Annotated in this window: 16 protein-coding genes; 1 reads left to right on the top strand and 15 read right to left on the bottom strand. The window is 50.8% G+C overall.

All coding sequences use genetic code 11. The annotated features are described in order from the left end of the window. Positions 1–12: 12 nt before the first annotated feature. From QZN53_RS07510 to QZN53_RS07475, 8 genes are all read right to left on the bottom strand, one after another. Positions 13–858, bottom strand: coding sequence for a hypothetical protein (locus QZN53_RS07510; RefSeq protein ID WP_163438407.1), 846 nt, complete (start codon positions 856–858; stop codon positions 13–15). Position 859: 1 nt separating this feature from the next. Next, entirely contained in the window at positions 860–1,756 is an 897-nt protein-coding gene (locus QZN53_RS07505) for an NAD(+)/NADH kinase (protein ID WP_163438406.1), read from the bottom strand. Beyond that, positions 1,756–3,132, bottom strand: a complete 1,377-nt coding sequence (locus QZN53_RS07500; RefSeq protein ID WP_163438405.1) for a 3-phosphoshikimate 1-carboxyvinyltransferase — start codon at positions 3,130–3,132, stop codon at positions 1,756–1,758. Before QZN53_RS07500 ends, QZN53_RS07505 begins: the two co-directional genes overlap by 1 nt. After that, positions 3,132–4,274 carry a prephenate dehydrogenase/arogenate dehydrogenase family protein gene (locus QZN53_RS07495; protein ID WP_163438404.1) on the bottom strand — a complete coding sequence of 381 codons (1,143 nt, stop codon included), beginning with the start codon at positions 4,272–4,274 and terminating at the stop codon, positions 3,132–3,134. The genes QZN53_RS07500 and QZN53_RS07495 overlap by 1 nt, the downstream gene beginning before the upstream one ends. Then, positions 4,274–4,537: a chorismate mutase gene (locus tag QZN53_RS07490; protein ID WP_073057871.1), complete on the bottom strand. Its 264-nt coding sequence runs from the start codon at positions 4,535–4,537 to the stop codon at positions 4,274–4,276. The genes QZN53_RS07495 and QZN53_RS07490 overlap by 1 nt, the downstream gene beginning before the upstream one ends. Positions 4,538–4,572: 35 nt before the next feature. After that, entirely contained in the window at positions 4,573–6,123 is a 1,551-nt protein-coding gene (locus QZN53_RS07485; protein ID WP_294652273.1) for a glycosyl hydrolase 53 family protein, read from the bottom strand. Between the two features lie 158 nt (positions 6,124–6,281). Continuing rightward, complete coding sequence (locus QZN53_RS07480) at positions 6,282–7,145, bottom strand: hypothetical protein (RefSeq protein ID WP_088627640.1); 864 nt, start codon at positions 7,143–7,145, stop codon at positions 6,282–6,284. Between the two features lie 59 nt (positions 7,146–7,204). Next, positions 7,205–7,507: a type B 50S ribosomal protein L31 gene (locus tag QZN53_RS07475; protein ID WP_072977299.1), complete on the bottom strand. Its 303-nt coding sequence runs from the start codon at positions 7,505–7,507 to the stop codon at positions 7,205–7,207. A gap of 90 nt (positions 7,508–7,597) precedes the next feature. On the opposite strand from QZN53_RS07475, the gene QZN53_RS07470 reads away from it, so the two are divergent. Continuing rightward, positions 7,598–8,191 (top strand): hypothetical protein, encoded by a 594-nt coding sequence (locus QZN53_RS07470; RefSeq protein ID WP_163438403.1) that lies wholly within the window; start codon positions 7,598–7,600, stop codon positions 8,189–8,191. Between the two features lie 3 nt (positions 8,192–8,194). Here QZN53_RS07470 and hisB read toward each other — a convergent pair whose 3' ends face one another. The 7 genes from hisB to QZN53_RS07435 all read right to left on the bottom strand — a co-directional run bounded on the left by hisB (position 8,195) and on the right by QZN53_RS07435 (position 15,530). Continuing rightward, positions 8,195–8,779 (bottom strand): imidazoleglycerol-phosphate dehydratase HisB, encoded by a 585-nt coding sequence (hisB, locus tag QZN53_RS07465; protein ID WP_163438441.1) that lies wholly within the window; start codon positions 8,777–8,779, stop codon positions 8,195–8,197. 9 nt (positions 8,780–8,788) lie between these two features. Further along, complete coding sequence (locus QZN53_RS07460; protein WP_163438402.1) at positions 8,789–9,787, bottom strand: helix-turn-helix domain-containing protein; 999 nt, start codon at positions 9,785–9,787, stop codon at positions 8,789–8,791. Beyond that, on the bottom strand, positions 9,787–10,359 hold the full coding sequence (locus QZN53_RS07455; protein ID WP_163438401.1) for a nucleoside triphosphate pyrophosphatase: 573 nt from the start codon (positions 10,357–10,359) through the stop codon (positions 9,787–9,789). The genes QZN53_RS07460 and QZN53_RS07455 overlap by 1 nt, the downstream gene beginning before the upstream one ends. 26 nt (positions 10,360–10,385) lie before the next feature. Beyond that, entirely contained in the window at positions 10,386–12,812 is a 2,427-nt protein-coding gene (locus QZN53_RS07450; RefSeq protein WP_294652264.1) for a putative LPS assembly protein LptD, read from the bottom strand. 121 nt (positions 12,813–12,933) lie between these two features. Next, positions 12,934–13,746 carry a PDZ domain-containing protein gene (locus tag QZN53_RS07445; protein ID WP_163438400.1) on the bottom strand — a complete coding sequence of 271 codons (813 nt, stop codon included), beginning with the start codon at positions 13,744–13,746 and terminating at the stop codon, positions 12,934–12,936. Between the two features lie 96 nt (positions 13,747–13,842). Continuing rightward, a complete protein-coding gene (locus QZN53_RS07440) occupies positions 13,843–14,340 on the bottom strand; it encodes a hypothetical protein (protein WP_088627636.1) in 498 nt (165 codons plus the stop codon). A gap of 74 nt (positions 14,341–14,414) precedes the next feature. After that, a complete protein-coding gene (locus QZN53_RS07435) occupies positions 14,415–15,530 on the bottom strand; it encodes a hypothetical protein (protein ID WP_294652260.1) in 1,116 nt (371 codons plus the stop codon). Between the last annotated feature and the right edge of the window lie 12 nt (positions 15,531–15,542).

Raw genomic sequence — 15,542 nt, 5'->3', positions numbered from 1 at the left:
CGGGCTTTTGCTTTAGTGATTTTCGAGTTTGCTTAAGTCAGTCGAAAGCATTTTCCAGAGGCGGGACGCGAAAGGTTCCGCCCATTCTTTTTCAGGCGCCACGCGGCTCGTGGTCGCAGCGGTAAATTCCGAATACACGAGGAACACAAGTTCCCCGTAGCGGGCATCCCAAAGCGTCCAAAGAGTTTGCCAGGTATAGCCTCCACTCTTGCCGAGGTCAGTATCCATGCGCACATTCAGCACTACCGGAATGGACACATAGCGCAGTTCGTAGCGGCTAGCTAAAGCATTCAGCAAGTTCTTGAAATCCTTTGAAAGTTCGCGGGAAATATCCTGCTCTACCCCGTCGCGGTCCAGCCACGGGCTCATATCGCTCAACTTTTTACCGTCGGCAAAGACCGAATTCAAAAGCAGCTTGGAAAGGCTATCGACGTAGGCAGAATCCGCATCGGGCAGGCGCATGCCCGGGAGCATGAGTTCGCGACGCATCTTGGGGAATGCCTTGACCATCAGGGAATCTTCGACGCGGGCCAGGTCAAAATCCAAGGCGTCCGCACTGTAGCTGTGGCAGAACTTGCATATTTCGGGGCGGTCAGCCTTGACCGAAAGCGCCGGGAACACGCCCCACACCGCCGTCGAATCCATGCGGCTGTAGGCCTTCTTGTTCCATTCGCGGTAGGTCTTTTCGTTTGAAATCTTGAGCTCGATATCGCCGCGGGTTCCGCATTCCTGGCACGGAGCATCCTTCATGCTCGCATCGCCCGAAGCGTCGTCGCCACCCTGACTGCCCGCGCAACCTGCTAACGAAAGCAGACCCGCAACTGCAAACGCCAAAATCCATTCAAAAGATTTCTTCATCTTATACCTGCCTCGGTTTTCCCGTCCAACCAAGCTTTTCGCGAAGCGCGCCCACAAAACCCGTATGGCGCAAGCGAATAAACGTCGTCACCGACTTGCTTTCAGCAAGAGTCAACACATCGTTCGGTTTCAAGACAATCGTGGTACGGCCATCGAACACCAGGTCAAGCGGGCCATCGACAGCCGACTTCATCTGAAGTTTCTTGGACGAAAGCGAAAGCACCAGCGGGCGCACCGAAAGGCTGCTCGCTGCCACCGGAGTCAACACCACTGCAGGCGTTGCCGGGTGAATGATCGGGCCACCAGCCGCCAGGTTGTAGGCAGTAGAGCCAGTCGGAGTCGAAACGAGCACGGAATCGGCCCAGTAATCCGTCAGAGCAGTTCCATTGTAAGTCACGCTCACATTCACCATGCGCTCGGGCGCGTGCGCACGAACGTGCACCTCGTTTAGCACCGTCTGCTTGGCAATCTGCTTTTTACCGTGGTAAACTACCGCGTCAATCATCATGCGCTCGCGGGTCGAAAAGTCGCCAGCAAGCAAGCTATCCAAAGTCTGCGAAAGGCCTTCAACACGAGTCTCGGCCAAGAACCCGACTCGACCCGCGTTCACGCCCAGAATGGGCGTGTCGTGCCCGAGCGCCATGTGCGCCGCCGAAAGCACAGTGCCGTCGCCGCCAATAGCAAGCAACAAGTCGGACTTGCAAAGTTCGCTTTCCTTGACAATCTTGATGGGCTTGCGCACCAGATCCTTCAGGTTATTCAGCACGCAGAACGTTACCTGAGGATGCTCGACCGCCCATTTCGAAATCACGTCGAGCGCAAGCGTCAAATCCGGATTCTTGTCTTTCCAGCCCACGATACCAATCGTGCGGAATTGGAATTTTTTGACCTTGTTCACTACGACACCTCCGTTTCAGGCTTTGCCGTTGCCATTTCCAAAAGCTGTCCAAGTTTCTGCAAGACACCTGGGTAAGTACCTTCAACAAGTTCGGAATTGGCCACAGGCTCGTCGTTTTCAAGTGCAATCGAAAGCACCGAAAGCGCAAGGCCATTCTGCGGCACGTCTCCGCCGTCAAAATCGCTACCGTTCACAATCGTTTCAAGCCCGCGAATCACAAGACCGTCATCGTAGACGCCCACTTCGGCGCCTGTCTTGCGCAGGTTTTCGGCCAGCGCTTCGTTAATCGGGCGCATTTCGGCGCGCAATTCCTTGGGAATGCGCAAAATCGTTTCGCCTTCGGCAAAGCAAGCGGCCACCGCCAAGAACGGAAATTCCTCAATTCCGGTCGCCATCGTATCTTCCGAGAAACGCCTACCCTGCAAGCGTTTGCCCGAAGCAAGCGGATACACCATGATATCGCCATAGACATCGCCAAAACGTTCACGGCGGCTTACGGTTTCGAAATTACCGCCCATGCGCTTGAGGCAAGTGAGGGCTCCTGCGCGGGAACTGTTCAAATCCACATTCTTGAGGCAGACTTCGGTATTCTTCGGAATGCCCGCAATCGTTGTGAGCAAGACAAAGGCCATCGCCTCAGTCGCATCGCCCGGAATGTAGTAGTCGCGGCCTGTAATCACCTGGGTTTCCGAAATTTCGGTAAACTGCGAACGTTCCACCTTCTGGCCGCGCGCAATCATCATACGGCGTTCCAATTCGGTCAACTGTTCCATGCCACGGCTTTCGTACTTGACATTCACGCCAAAGTACATGAGCATTTTAGTCCACTGGTCGTGTACCGAGCCCTTTTCTTCGAAGGACAGGTATTCGCCGCGAATAAGCGTACGCAAAAGCAAGCGGTTACGCATCACGGTCGCCACGTTGCCGAGCGAATCCTTTTTAATTGCCACTTCTTCGGGCGCAAAAGTAAACGTAAACTTCGCCGGTTCATCGTCGACAGGCTTTACCTTGAAATACTTCTGCAAAAGTTCCTTGGCTTGTGCGACCTTGGCAATTCCCGCTTCGTCATTTTCGGCGGCAAAAGTATAAATCTGATCGACATCTTTAGAAGCAAGCGTCCAAAGCATCACGCAGCGCGATTCACCCAAATCCATCGGGAGCATGCTCGGAAGCGCGTACTGAAAGCCCTTGCCTTCAAGCACCAGCTGGTGACCTTGCTGCATATAATTCAGGCCAAATTCCTTGAGGGCCTCGGCAAAAGGTTCTACACCTGCGGCAAAAGAAAAATCTTCAAAAACGGTACGACCATTTACAAGCAGCGCCATCACCAGCGCAAGCTCCATGCGTTCGCGGTCGGGGTTTAAAACAAATTCCATTAGCGTTCCTTTACGTCGTAACCAAGCTGCAACAAAATCTGCATGGCACGGCGGGCCTCTTCAGGGGTCTTAAACGCAAGCAGCAAAGTGCCTGCAATATTTTCGCGAACCTTCATGAGTTCTATATCGCGAATATTCAAACTATTGTCGGCTAGGGGTTGCAACACCTGCAACAGCGCACCCGGTACATCTTTCAGGGGCACCGTAATTTCAGAGAAGGCGGCAGCGGCATTGCGGCCCGGAGCAAACAAGCTTGCACGGCCATCGTTACCGGCCTTGAAAACCGTCTCCAACGCAGCAGAGCAATCATCGCCCGCGGGCTTGCCTTCACAAACTACCTTCAGGCTTTCCATGGCCTCCACCGTCTTGTCGATTCCGGCGCGCACTTCTTTAAGCGCAAGCACGGTCTGGTCGCGGTTGGTAACGGCAATATCGTGCCACATGTTCCAGCCAGAGGCGGCAATGCGCGTCATGTCTCTAAAGGCGCGACCAGCGTAATGCTGGTAGTTGGGCTTTACCAAGCGTTCAGGCATACTCGCCGCGAGCGTTGACGAAAGCATCTGCGGCATGTGCGATACCCAAGCCATGGTGCGGTCATGATGTTCCGGCGGGAACACCACGGCATTTGCGCCCACAAACGAAATCAAGTTCAAGAGCGGCTTGTACACCGATTCATCTACGCCTTCGGGCGGACACACAAACCAGTAAGCATTTTCAAAAATCGAGGGATCGTTGTATTCAAGCGTGCGCTTTTCGGAGCCCGCCATCGGGTGGCTTCCCACAAACACAAACGGCTTCGGGAGCTTGGCACCCGCCTTACAAATTTCCACCTTGGTCGATCCGATATCGCTCACCAGAATCTGCTTTTGAGCTTCCAGCAGCGACAAATCCATCTGCGACAAGTTTTCGATGGTTTTTAAAATATGGAGAATCGGGGCGCAAAGCAAAATCACATCGGAACCGGGAACCCAGTCCTTGATTTCGTCGTAGCCGTAAAATTCATCGGCAAGTCCCAGTTCTTTTGCACGGGCAAGCGTTGCAGGGCTACTCACCGCACGAACCACCGTCGGCAACTTTGCCTGCTTAATGGCAGCGGCTACCGAACTTGCCAAAAGTCCAAAGCCAACGAAGGTAATCCGCATTATTCTTCTACCTTGCAAGTTTCGTCAATAATGGTTCTAAAAATGTTCTTGAACGATTCTGGAGGCAAGGGGCCATTCGCCTTTTTCGCTTTTTCGGCGACCACGTTCAAAACAGCCTCTTCGCGCGCAGCATCAAGCACGGGGAGTCCCTTTTGCTTCTTGATTTTACCAATTTCCACTGCGAAACTCGCCCTCTTGTTCAAAAGGGCAATCAGTTCATCGTTCAGTTCATCAATACGGTTGCGCCAGTCTTCAATATTCATACTTTGAATTTAGAAAAAAGGCTCAATGGTGTCGCTTAAAACTCCACCTTGTACTCGTCAAAAGCCTTCTTATTGGCCTTCATGTTCGGGCCATCCCAGTCAAAAAGCGCTGGCCCCCAGGCTCCACTCAAAGTAGGTTCCCAGAAAAAGGCGCCAATCCAGCGATCTAGCCCGCGAACCATATCGACAGCCTTCTTGCGTGAGCCATCGTAAGAATACGTATTGTCCGATTCACCGCCGTTGTATTCGGCCACGATGAATTCCAAATTCGGATAAGTCGAAATCAAGCTTTTGAACAAACTATTCCATTTATCCGGTTTGTCATCACCGTAGGCAGTGTATGCCGAGAATCCCATCACGTCGGCAGGAATTTTCTGGTTCTTGAAGATTTCTTCCATCCACCAATTAACCGTGTTTGTTTTGCGGATGCTTTCGATATGAAGAACCGTCTTGATGTTTTGCGACACCGCCTTGACGGCGCGAATGCCCGCCTTAAAGTACTTGCCCGCATTGGCCTTGCCGGCACTTGTACCCATATCACCATTGATTGCAGTAGATGCCTTGTCTACCCCGTTGCCCCAGCAGTCTGTTTTGCTGTTCGGCACATGAATCAAAATGCCCGGCGTGGTTTCGTTACCGATTTGCACCATCTCCGGTGTCGCATTCACCTGCTTTAAGGAATTCAACAAGTCATAAGTATAATTGTATACGGAATCCGCCATCGCATCGGAACTTTTCACGTTGCGCCAGCGGGAAGGAATAATCTGCTTGCCCGGATCAGCCCAGTTGTCGCTGTAATGAATGTCAAGCAAGAAGGCCATGCCCGCCGCCTTGATCTTTTGGGCGTAAGCGATAATGTGGTCCTTGTCGGCATAACTTTCGGCATCATGATCGCAGCCCGACGCCGCATAACCGTACTGCGCCTTCGGACTCACAAAAGTCTTCAAGCGAATCGCATTGAATCCGTGGTCTTTCAGGAGCGTAAAGATGTCTTTTTCGGAGCCGTCGACATCGTAGAACTTGGTACCCCAGCGCTCGTATTCCTGCACCGTCGAAATGTCCGCACCGTTATAGAAGCTAAAGTCAAGCGCAGGCCCATTGCTCGAAGAAGAGGGCGGCACCATTCTAGAAGAAGACTCCGGAGGCGGTTCCATCTTGGAAGACGAGGAACGCGGCGGCCTCGAGTCCGAAGACAAATCAGGAACAATTCTCGACGAAGACGATATCGGCAACATCTCACCTGAAGACATTTCAGTCGATGAAGAACCCGGCATCACCCCGCCCGACGACATTTCGATCTCAGCAGATGAAATCGGCTGCTCCGCCCCCGAAGACTCCGGCGCATTCGACTCAGACGAAAGCGGAAGTTCAATCGCAGACGAATTCGGTGTATCGCCCTCCAAAAGCGACGCTAAAGCGGACGAAGAAAGATAATCGCCAAGATCAATACTAGGCAACGAAACATCAGTAGCCCCTTCAATCTTTTCCGGCACCGGTTCAGTTGCATTACTCGAACTATCTTCACAGGCGCACAAAGCGATTGCCGCCAAAGATACCAAGCCAATTTTTCCCAATCGAATTCCCATGTCCCTAATCTATACAAAACACCCCGAAAAATCAACAAACGAATTCTTTACACTAGGCCTTGCGCGGCAAAAAACAGCCCCACAATACAGCAAAAGGCCCCGCAAAGCGGAGCCTTTCGCTAAATTCAACAGACAGGGCTAAGCCCTATGCCGTAAAATTACTTGACCTGGAAGTAGTAGGTCTGGAGGGTCTTGCCATCCTGGGCGAGCTGAAGAATCTGCTTGCCAGACGGAAGAGTGCCCGTCACCTGGAACAGGTTTTCGGCCTTGTATTCCACATTCAGAGTCGTGCCCTTGGACTTGTCTACAAAGAGACCGGTCTTTTCGTCGGCGCCGAAGCCCTGGCAGTCGGAATGGTCAGCCACCTTGCCTTCCACAGCCGGGTAGGAGGTCACGACCAGCGGAGAAGTCACGGAGCTTGCATTCACGTAGAACACGTTGAGTGCAGCGTCCACTGCCAACGGAGCCGGGAGGCTAGAAACCTTGGCTGCGCCCTTATCGGCCTTCTTCTTCTTCTTTTTGTCCTTCTTGCCCGGAACCTTGGCGGCATCGGTAGCAATCGGCATGGTCAAACGGTAACCGGCAACGGATTCGCTGCAGCTTGTAGAATAGACAACCCACTGGTTATCAATCTTTTCAGGACCTTCGGTCGTACCGCTCTTGTAGAGACCCGGCTTGATCTGGTCGCTGTATTCGTACAGAGTCACAGAGAGGTTCGGGTTCTTTTCGTCGGTAGCAATCTTCTGCTGGCCGAGAATGTACTTGGAACGACGGGCCTTGATCAGGTATTCGCCAACGGGAACCTTTTCAAACTTGAACTTACCCTGCTGCAGTTCGCCCTTGTACGGGTACTTCGGGTTCTGGGTACCGAAAATGGTAGAATCCATCCAAACGGTCGGCATTTCGATAGCCTTGCCGGTAAACGGATCAAGAACGACACCTTCGATAGTACCAGTCTTCTGGCAACCGGTCATAGCCATAGCCACGAGAGCGGCTGCACCAATAAAGAGTTGCTTTTTCATTTGAATCCTTTTGAAGAAAGGCCCCCTCTTTCCAAAGGGAGCCGTTCATTTATCTGTAATTATTCAGCGTCTTCAGCCTTGGCAGGAGCAGCCTTGCGGGTCTTACGCTTTGCACCAGTGATGTTGCCAGCGAAACGCTTGTTGAAGCGGTCGATACGGCCAGCCGTATCCACGCGATGCTGCTTGCCCGTCCAGAACGGATGGGTATCAGCCGTAATTTCCAAGGAAATTACGCTATATTCAACACCATCGATAGTCTTCTTTTCGGCGGAAGACTTCGTGGAGCGGGTGATGTATTCTTTACCCGTATTCGCATCGACGAACACGACCGGTTGATAGTTAGGGTGGATACCTTCTTTCATTTTTAAACTTCCTATGAAGTAGTTGATTTTGAGAGCCAAAATTTAGAAAAATACGCCATTTTGGCAAGGGAATTAGGTATTTTTAGGAGCATGAATAGATTTTCTACGGCATTTTTTACAATTATTCCGTCTCTTTTTATCGCCTGCGAGAGCGAACCTCCCGTGGCAAAAATCATCGTAACCGATCAGAAAATGCCGCTCACCGAATGGCCCGACAGCGCCTACATCGCCTCGCTAGACTCTATTTTGGCACTGGAGCCCATTAAAAAGGGCGCTGACGCCGAAGCCAAAATCAACATGAACGTATTCGACGCCCCAGTTTTCAAACTGCCGGGCTCTGTCACGGGCAAAAAAGAGGCTGCCCCGAAGGCGAACCACGCAGGCAAGTCCGCGGGAGCAAAACAGGCAAGTGCCCCCAAGGCAGACAATTCCGCCGAACTTTTTGCAGACCGGTTCGCGACCGCCCTTTCCAAGCTACAGTCCGACCCCTCTAACGCTAGCCTTTACAAGACAGTCACCGCAAACGAAGACGACGACCTGTTCAAGCTGTTAAAGCGCACTTACGGCGCAGGAGTCCAAGGACTCCCCCGCTTCTACGTTCTCTCGGCTCTACAATCAGTAAACGCCGGCGTCGTGCTTGAACACTTGAACGCCGGCGACAAAGTCAGAGTACCGAAATTGTAATTATTACAGCACGCCCTTGCTGCTGGGAATGCCCTTCACGGTACGGCTCGGAGCAATGGCCATCGCAACTGCACGAGCAAACGCCTTGAAGATGCTTTCAAGGCAGTGGTGATTATCGTTACCATAGAACAGTTCCACGTGCAAGTTCATGCGGGCATTTTCGCAAAGGCTCTTGAAGAAGTGTTCGAACATGCTCGCTTCGATACCGCCAGCCATGGCAGCCGGAAGCTTCACGTTCCACACAAAACCAATGCGGTTACTGAAGTCAATGCAAACGCGGCTTAAAGCTTCGTCCATCGGGACAAAGTAGAATCCGTAGCGTTCGATTCCCTTCTTGTCGCCCAGGCATTCCACCAAGGCCTGACCAAGCACAATCGCAATGTCTTCCATGCTGTGGTGCATATCGACATGGACGTCACCCACGCAAGTCAAATCCAGGTGGATTCCACCATGAATTTGGAACAAATTAAGCATGTGGTCCAGAAAGCCGTTACCGGAACTAATCTTACCCGGAGTAGAATCATCCAGGTTCAGAGAAAGGGTAATATCGGTTTCGCCGGTCTTTCGAGTGAGAGTCGTGCTACGCATCATAGACCTCTACTTTTTAACAATCACGCCACCATACACGCGGAAACGTGTCACGCGGCCGAACTTCATTTCGGGGAGCGGAGTTTCGACACCGTTCAAGAGCATCTTGGCAATAGCCGTCGGATCGCCGATAGTTACGCACAAAGTATCGTTCGTGTTATAAACCATGCGAACACCGGCTCTAGAAATGTTTGCTTCCTTCAAGAAGGAATCAGCATCTTCGCGGCGCTTGAGGCCAACCCAAGAAAGAGATTCACCAGAACCGATCAACACGAAATTCGTCTTGCTAGTCTTGGGTGTAGTCGGAACAGCAGCCTTTGCGGTATCCTTCTTGGAATCAGACGAAATGAAAATCGTTGCAGATGCCGGCAAGTCAGACTTCTTGATAGCCGAATCCACCACAGCCTGGCTCACCGTCGTATTGGCAGCGACCTGGTTTGCAGAAGAATCCTTAGCGGCAGTATCAACCGCAGCCATGGAATCAGCCGGAACAGCCTCGGCACCATCCGGAATTTCCTGGGTCATGGAATCTTCGACAGCAACCGGGAGCTTTTCTGCGGGCTGCTGTTCGTTAGACTGCTGAGCCAAGGATTCCAAATCCAAGAAATGAGATGCGACTAGGAATGCCAGTACGAGAAGCACGAGCACCACGGGGACAGCCATGCTCTTTTTCTTGATTTCACCCTCTTTGAGAGGAGCAAGCTTGCGGCCCGCCGACACATCGTTAAAATCAGTTTCAACCGGAGCACCGCTTTCGGCATTGTAAGCCTTGAGCACCTGGTCGGCATTCAAATTCAAAACGTGAGAAATAGAACGTAAATAACCACGTACATAAGCAGCCACCGGGAACGTTCTCCAGTCGCCTGCTTCAATCGCCTTAATATAAGAGACACCAAGCTTAATTGAATCAGCAAGTTCTTCCACCGTCATCTTGCGGCTTTCACGAACTCTTGCAATAAACTGACCCAGTTTTTCTTCGGGTCGTATTTCTTCTGCTGGATTAGACATTATACCTCTACCTTCATATCAACCAACATCTCGAGCATCCGCGCTACAGGCAAACCCACCACGTTGTAGTAGCACCCCCGGATTTCCTTGATAAGCCTTGCGCCACCGGTCTGAATTCCATAAGCGCCAGCCTTATCCATCGGGTCCTTAGAATTTACATAATTTTCGAGTTCTTGTTTGGAACAGTCTCTAAAAACAACCTCTGTTTCCTCACATTCCGCTTTAATAATTTGTCCGCCATGGGCTATGGCCACGCCAGTTATTACTTTGTGCGATCTGCCATTAAGCTTCGAAAGCATTTCCAGGGCCTCCGCCTCGGAATGCGGCTTACCCAAAGGCTGGCCGTCCAGAAACACCAGAGTGTCAAAGCCAAGCACGATTTCAGAAGGCATCTTGCGCGAAACGGCAAGCGCCTTTATGGAGGCGTTCTCTTTCGGAAAATCCAGCGGGTTCGTCGAAGTCGGCTTTTCTTCTTCGTTCGAGACCACCACCTCAAAGTTCACGCCTATCAGGTTCAAGATTTCTTTGCGCCGCGGAGACCCGCTCGCCAGAATCACTTTCGTTTTACCCATCTCATTCCATCCAAACTTTTTTTCGTTTAGTTCGTCTCCGTGCTACCCGCATTGAGCTTGATATCCGGCAAATCTCTCACGTAAATCGAGAAACTCCAGCCCGCAGCAGGACCCGTCGGCGTCCAGCTAAAGTCAAGCTGCCAGCAGTGCAACACACGGTTAAAAGTAAAGCTATGCGTCACGAAGCGACCTTCGTTATAGTTGTAACGGGTGCTGTAAGTCATTTCCCAGTTCTTAGTGGGTTGCAAGCTCGCGCTAATTCCCGTAGAATGGGTCACGCGGTCCTGGAACAAGTCTCGAGCCACACGAGTACTGCTAAAGCTGTAGCTGTAGTCAAAGCCAAAGGTCCACTTGAGCATTTCGTACTTGCCCAACTGCGACGGAAGACCACCATTGAATTCGCCACTCCAGCTAAAGCGTTTCGAAAAATCGTAACCCCAGTAAATAAGTTCCGGCATCTGCACCTTGTTCGGGTCTTCGGTGAACTTGTGATACACGCTATGGCGAGTGTTGATCGTAAACAAGTAGTCTGGCAAAATCTGGAAACCGAACGAAGACGTAATGTCCGAGAACTGCAGAGAATCTGCGGCAAAGTTATACGAGACGTTGTGGCGAGTCGTGAGCAAGCGACGTGTACCATACTGGTCTTCCACCGCCTTCGCCGTGTCGCCCTTGGTCGTATCGGCCGCATGGCCTACCACCTTCAAGTACTTGATATCAAAGTCATTGTTGAGGCCAAAGCCAATGGTCTTCTGTTCAATCTGGTACGGAGTCTGCCCCAACAGCGGATGCGGGGCGAACTTTTTCACGGTATCAATTTCTGGGGCATACGTGTAAGACACACTCGGCGAGAGCACATGCCTTGCGCCCGTAAATCGACCAATTTCAGGAACCCAAATACCATAAAGTTTTGTGTCGGCGGAAATGCTGTAATTGTGGTTGTAAGCCACTTGGCCATATTCATCATGTTCGGGATCAAGGCTCATGTAGCGCTTGCGGTACTTGAGTGAATCTTCGGGATTGATCCAACCCGTTCCAGTCCAATAACCCGTAAAGGTGGCACGCGGCGTGATATTGATGACATCGAACAGCGTACCCGAGTAATCCATAGAATACGTACCCGTATAGCCAACATATTCTGCCGTCGTGTCTACGGCATTGACCGTATCGCGGGCTCGCTTGGTGTAATAGTTAAAGCGGTTGTTAAAGTTGTAATTGAACTTTTCAAGGTAGCTTATGAACGAGCCGTCTTCATACGCTTCTTCATCTTCATCCAGTTCAAAAGTAAAGAGCTGACCACTCATGCGGTACTGGATATCCGGAATTTCACGTTCCATCATGTCCGTCACCAAGTTGTGGTTCTGGCGAGCCTTCACCGTAAGGCTCTTGTTCGTTCCAAAGCGGCCAGAATAAGTCAACTGCGCATTCGCTTGCTGGTTCAAAATCGTCTCGGCATCGAGAGCCTTGTCTTTACGGATACTCTGGCTACTGACGAAGGAGCCCGAACCACTCAACGTCTGCTTGCCATCGGGAGTCAAGTTCTGGTTATGCGTAAAGCGGATATCGTAACCGCTGTTCGCCATGTCAAATTCTTCGAGGTACGAAGTATAGGACACGTTTCCATCGAGTACGTAACGTTTCTTGTATCGCACCTCACCCGTCAAGGTAGAGCGTTCAAACCTTGCTTCGTCGCCTTCAATAATGTCGCCCTTGACCGTTGCATCCCAGTAGTCGTTTGCAGCATAATAAAAGCCGAGGTTACTCATGTAGTAACCCTGTTTTTGGTCACCACCGAACTTCGGAGTCAACAAACCTGACTTACGTCCACTCTTCAAAGGCGCAACAATCATCGGGAGCACCGCCACCGGCACATCGGCAATATTCAGCACCACCGGACGCGCAGTAATCGTCTCTTTAGGCTTTACCACCATGCGACGTCCGTAGAAATAGAAGTGCTGGTGAGTCGAGTCGTTACAAGTACTGAAGTCGCCACGCGCAATCTGGATTCTTTGGTCCGGAAGCCTTCGCACTTCCATGCCGTTCAGCTGCTGATTATCCTGGTAGGTAGTCGCGTAATAGATTTCACCGATACGGCTTTTCATGTTGTACTTGAGCCGCATTCCCGAAAGCGAAGGGTTCTTGGTTTCGCGCAGCACCGGATCGCCCGTCGCCGCCAGAATACTGTTTTCCTGATCAAACAAAATCGTGTCGGCATCCAGCGTAGCAGTACGGTACTTGAGCTGGGCACTGTTATTCAGGTTAAAGGTCGATTTATCGACATCGTAAACCAAGTCCACGGCGCGGTATTCAATGGTATCCACACCGGTCGTGTCGTTCATCCAGTCAACTTCCGTCGTATCCTCTTCTTCTTGTACACGCTCTTCGAGTTCAAAGCGAGTCATCTCCTGGCCGAAGGCGGTCGGAGTGGCGATGGCAAAAATCCATAATGCCAAAAAAGCCCACAGAATACGATGGGTTCTAGATAAAATCACGTTGGCGATAATTTAGAAAAATGCAAAAAAAGAAACCCCCGATTTTTGTCGGAGGTTGTAAGAAAAGCGATTAGCGCTTGAATTACTTCAGCACGGCGTTCTTGCCGGAAACGGAGCCGTTGTGGTCAATACGAACAAGGTAACGACCGCTCGGAACGTTTTCGCCATTCCAACGAAGCGTGTTGAAGCCCGGCTGAGCATTGTCAGCGCGGAGAGAAGCCACTTCGGCACCGTCGGAATTCAGAATCGTAATGATTGCAGTGCCGGCAGACTTGAGGTCAAAGCTAATGGCCTTGCGGCTAAAGCCCTTGAGCATAGCAGAAGAGGGCTTCATGTTGCTATTCACCTTGGGAGCCGGAGCAAATTCATTCACGCGTTCCACATAAATGCCGTTCAGGTTTGTTGCACGCACCTTGGCATCAGAAGCAACCAGCGAGCCCTGTTGGAGCACGGCAACAAGCTGCTTGTTGTTGCTTTCGGTTGCGCTTGCATAGGTTTCGAGTTCCTGGGCGTTGAATTCAGCCTTATTGTACCAGGATTCCACCTTGGCGCTTTCCAAATCCTTCACGGTAATCTGGGCGCGACGGATCGTAGCGGTATAAGTTTCGCCATCGCTCACGTAAGTGATTTCAAGCGGCTTGTTCACCGTACCACGGAGCATAGACTTGGATGCTTCGATATCGTTACCCTTGAGGCTCACACCGTCAACAGCGGTAATCACGTCACCGGCCTGGAGCTTGGTGTCGGCAGCAGGAGTACCCGGAATCACTTCGGCGACCTTTACGCCATCACGAATCTGGTAAATCGTAACACCGATACCGCCGAATTCTTCGTCGGCCATGATCGGAGCAGCAAGCATGGCTGCAACAAGAGAAGCCTTGACAAACTTTTTCATAAGAACTCCTTATAAATCTATCTGTAGCAAATATATAATAAAAAATGCCGGGCGGACCGGCAAAAAGGTGTTTTTTTGGTAAAAGAATCTCAAAACTCACTCTTCCGAAGAAGATTCCGCCTTTTCAGCCTTTTCGCGGTACGGGAATACCTCGTCACCAATAATTATCGTCTTCGCTGATCCATACTTTTTTGCTGCCGTAAACGACATATCCACCCAAAAACAGAGGCAATTTGTCCCCACATCCGGCTCATAGTTTAGGGTCGCGTAGAGCGTATCGCCCTCCATGCGCATGCCTATATCACGAATCAACCTATTGCAAGCATCAACTACTCCCGTGACCACAAAAAGCACAGAATCCTCCTGGTCCACGACATAGAAACTACGTCCCAGCTCCCGCTCCGACTCCTCATAAGCCATTTTCTTCAAGGCAAAGCCACCGTTTGCAGAGGCTTCTTCGAACCAGGAGTCATCAAACTTGCACGAAGTCGTAACCTTGGACGTCTTATCCGTACTCGACTGGATTGAAGAATCGTCCGAGCACGCGGCAAAAAGCAGAACCGCGGCAGCGAAGAATAAAAGTTTTTGTTTCATAATTGTTTCTCCTCTTAGTTTGTTGTATATCCCAAATATATTCTATCGCGCAAGCTTTTGCAAGTCTTTTTTCGCTATTCCATCATCAAGCCTTCTTCTTCGTCATCGCCACCATCATCATAGTCTTCCATAGACTTGTCGCCACCAGGCACAATAATCAGACCAAGCGTTACCGGATCACCCTTCATGTTCAAATAGGCTTCAAGCCACAAGTTCGTCGAAAGGCGTAACAGACGCAAGTCGAGCATGGTGCCTCCCTTGTGAATGCTTTTCGGGTTCCTGTTGAAGAACAGGAACTTTTTGTTAATGTATTCAAAGCGGTCCTTGTCGTAGTTGATCGACCATTCGGAATTGCCGTCATTTTCTTGGCGGTAGGTGCAGCGGTCGTTATCGATATCGCATTCAAAGCTTGCGCTTTCGTGGTAGCGTTTGTTCCATTCGCGGCTAAAAGCGCAGCTCTGCACGCGGCCTGCGCCATTGCGCTTTTTGTTGAGTTGGTCGTTGATGACCACAAAATCCATTTTCTGATTCTTAACCTGTTTGTAGACATCCATCAAAATGATGTACGCTTCAATATTGTTGGGGCATTTACCCGTCAGGTTCACATCTTCATGAGCCTTCAGCAGAGTTTGCTGCATGTCGATATCAATGGCATCCGGAATTTCGCTTTCCTTGATTTTATCGAGCACCTTCTTAGGCGGCACAAAGACGACCTTGTCGCCCTTCTTGATTGCATAGCCCAACTGATCGCGCACGTAGTCCAAGCACTGCTGCACGTGGATATGCACCGTATTGGAACCACCAGACACAAAGTCCACGCCAATGCGAACATTCCATTCGCCAGCAGTACTACCGGCATTCTTGTCGATTTCGCAGAAAGGATCTTCACGGATACCGTCAATAAAAATCACCTTTGCATTAAGCTTGGTCACCACCGATTCTTCTTTATCGATAGCTCCGCCAAGACTCCAGAAATTCGGATTCAAACGCAATACTTCGGCAAAGGCCTTGTCGCCATCGAGGGCCGGCAACAAGGAATCGTTGCGAGCATTCTTTTCTTTCAAAAGTTCAGAATACTCCGTCGTAACAGTCATATTGGTAAAACCGTTACGCTTGGCAGGTTCAGGCATGGCCCAAGTAAAAGACACGGCCAAAAGGCAAATCAATGCAAACAGTGAAATTTTTCTCATACGTAGAATAAA

Origin of the sequence: uncultured Fibrobacter sp., assembly GCF_900316465.1 — a bacterium.
Lineage (GTDB): Bacteria > Fibrobacterota > Fibrobacteria > Fibrobacterales > Fibrobacteraceae > Fibrobacter.
This window is presented reverse-complemented; position numbering and strand designations above follow the sequence as displayed.

Coding starts and splice junctions, on each gene's coding strand:
- QZN53_RS07510 (WP_163438407.1), bottom strand. CDS start 858: ATGAAGAAATCTTTTGAATGGATTTTGGCGTTTGCAGTTGCGGGTCTG.
- QZN53_RS07500 (WP_163438405.1), bottom strand. CDS start 3,132: ATGGAATTTGTTTTAAACCCCGACCGCGAACGCATGGAGCTTGCGCTG.
- QZN53_RS07495 (WP_163438404.1), bottom strand. CDS start 4,274: ATGCGGATTACCTTCGTTGGCTTTGGACTTTTGGCAAGTTCGGTAGCC.
- QZN53_RS07490 (WP_073057871.1), bottom strand. CDS start 4,537: ATGAATATTGAAGACTGGCGCAACCGTATTGATGAACTGAACGATGAA.
- QZN53_RS07485 (WP_294652273.1), bottom strand. CDS start 6,123: ATGGGAATTCGATTGGGAAAAATTGGCTTGGTATCTTTGGCGGCAATC.
- QZN53_RS07480 (WP_088627640.1), bottom strand. CDS start 7,145: ATGAAAAAGCAACTCTTTATTGGTGCAGCCGCTCTCGTGGCTATGGCT.
- QZN53_RS07475 (WP_072977299.1), bottom strand. CDS start 7,507: ATGAAAGAAGGTATCCACCCTAACTATCAACCGGTCGTGTTCGTCGAT.
- QZN53_RS07470 (WP_163438403.1), top strand. CDS start 7,598: ATGAATAGATTTTCTACGGCATTTTTTACAATTATTCCGTCTCTTTTT.
- hisB (WP_163438441.1), bottom strand. CDS start 8,779: ATGCGTAGCACGACTCTCACTCGAAAGACCGGCGAAACCGATATTACC.
- QZN53_RS07460 (WP_163438402.1), bottom strand. CDS start 9,787: ATGTCTAATCCAGCAGAAGAAATACGACCCGAAGAAAAACTGGGTCAG.
- QZN53_RS07455 (WP_163438401.1), bottom strand. CDS start 10,359: ATGGGTAAAACGAAAGTGATTCTGGCGAGCGGGTCTCCGCGGCGCAAA.
- QZN53_RS07445 (WP_163438400.1), bottom strand. CDS start 13,746: ATGAAAAAGTTTGTCAAGGCTTCTCTTGTTGCAGCCATGCTTGCTGCT.
- QZN53_RS07440 (WP_088627636.1), bottom strand. CDS start 14,340: ATGAAACAAAAACTTTTATTCTTCGCTGCCGCGGTTCTGCTTTTTGCC.
- QZN53_RS07435 (WP_294652260.1), bottom strand. CDS start 15,530: ATGAGAAAAATTTCACTGTTTGCATTGATTTGCCTTTTGGCCGTGTCT.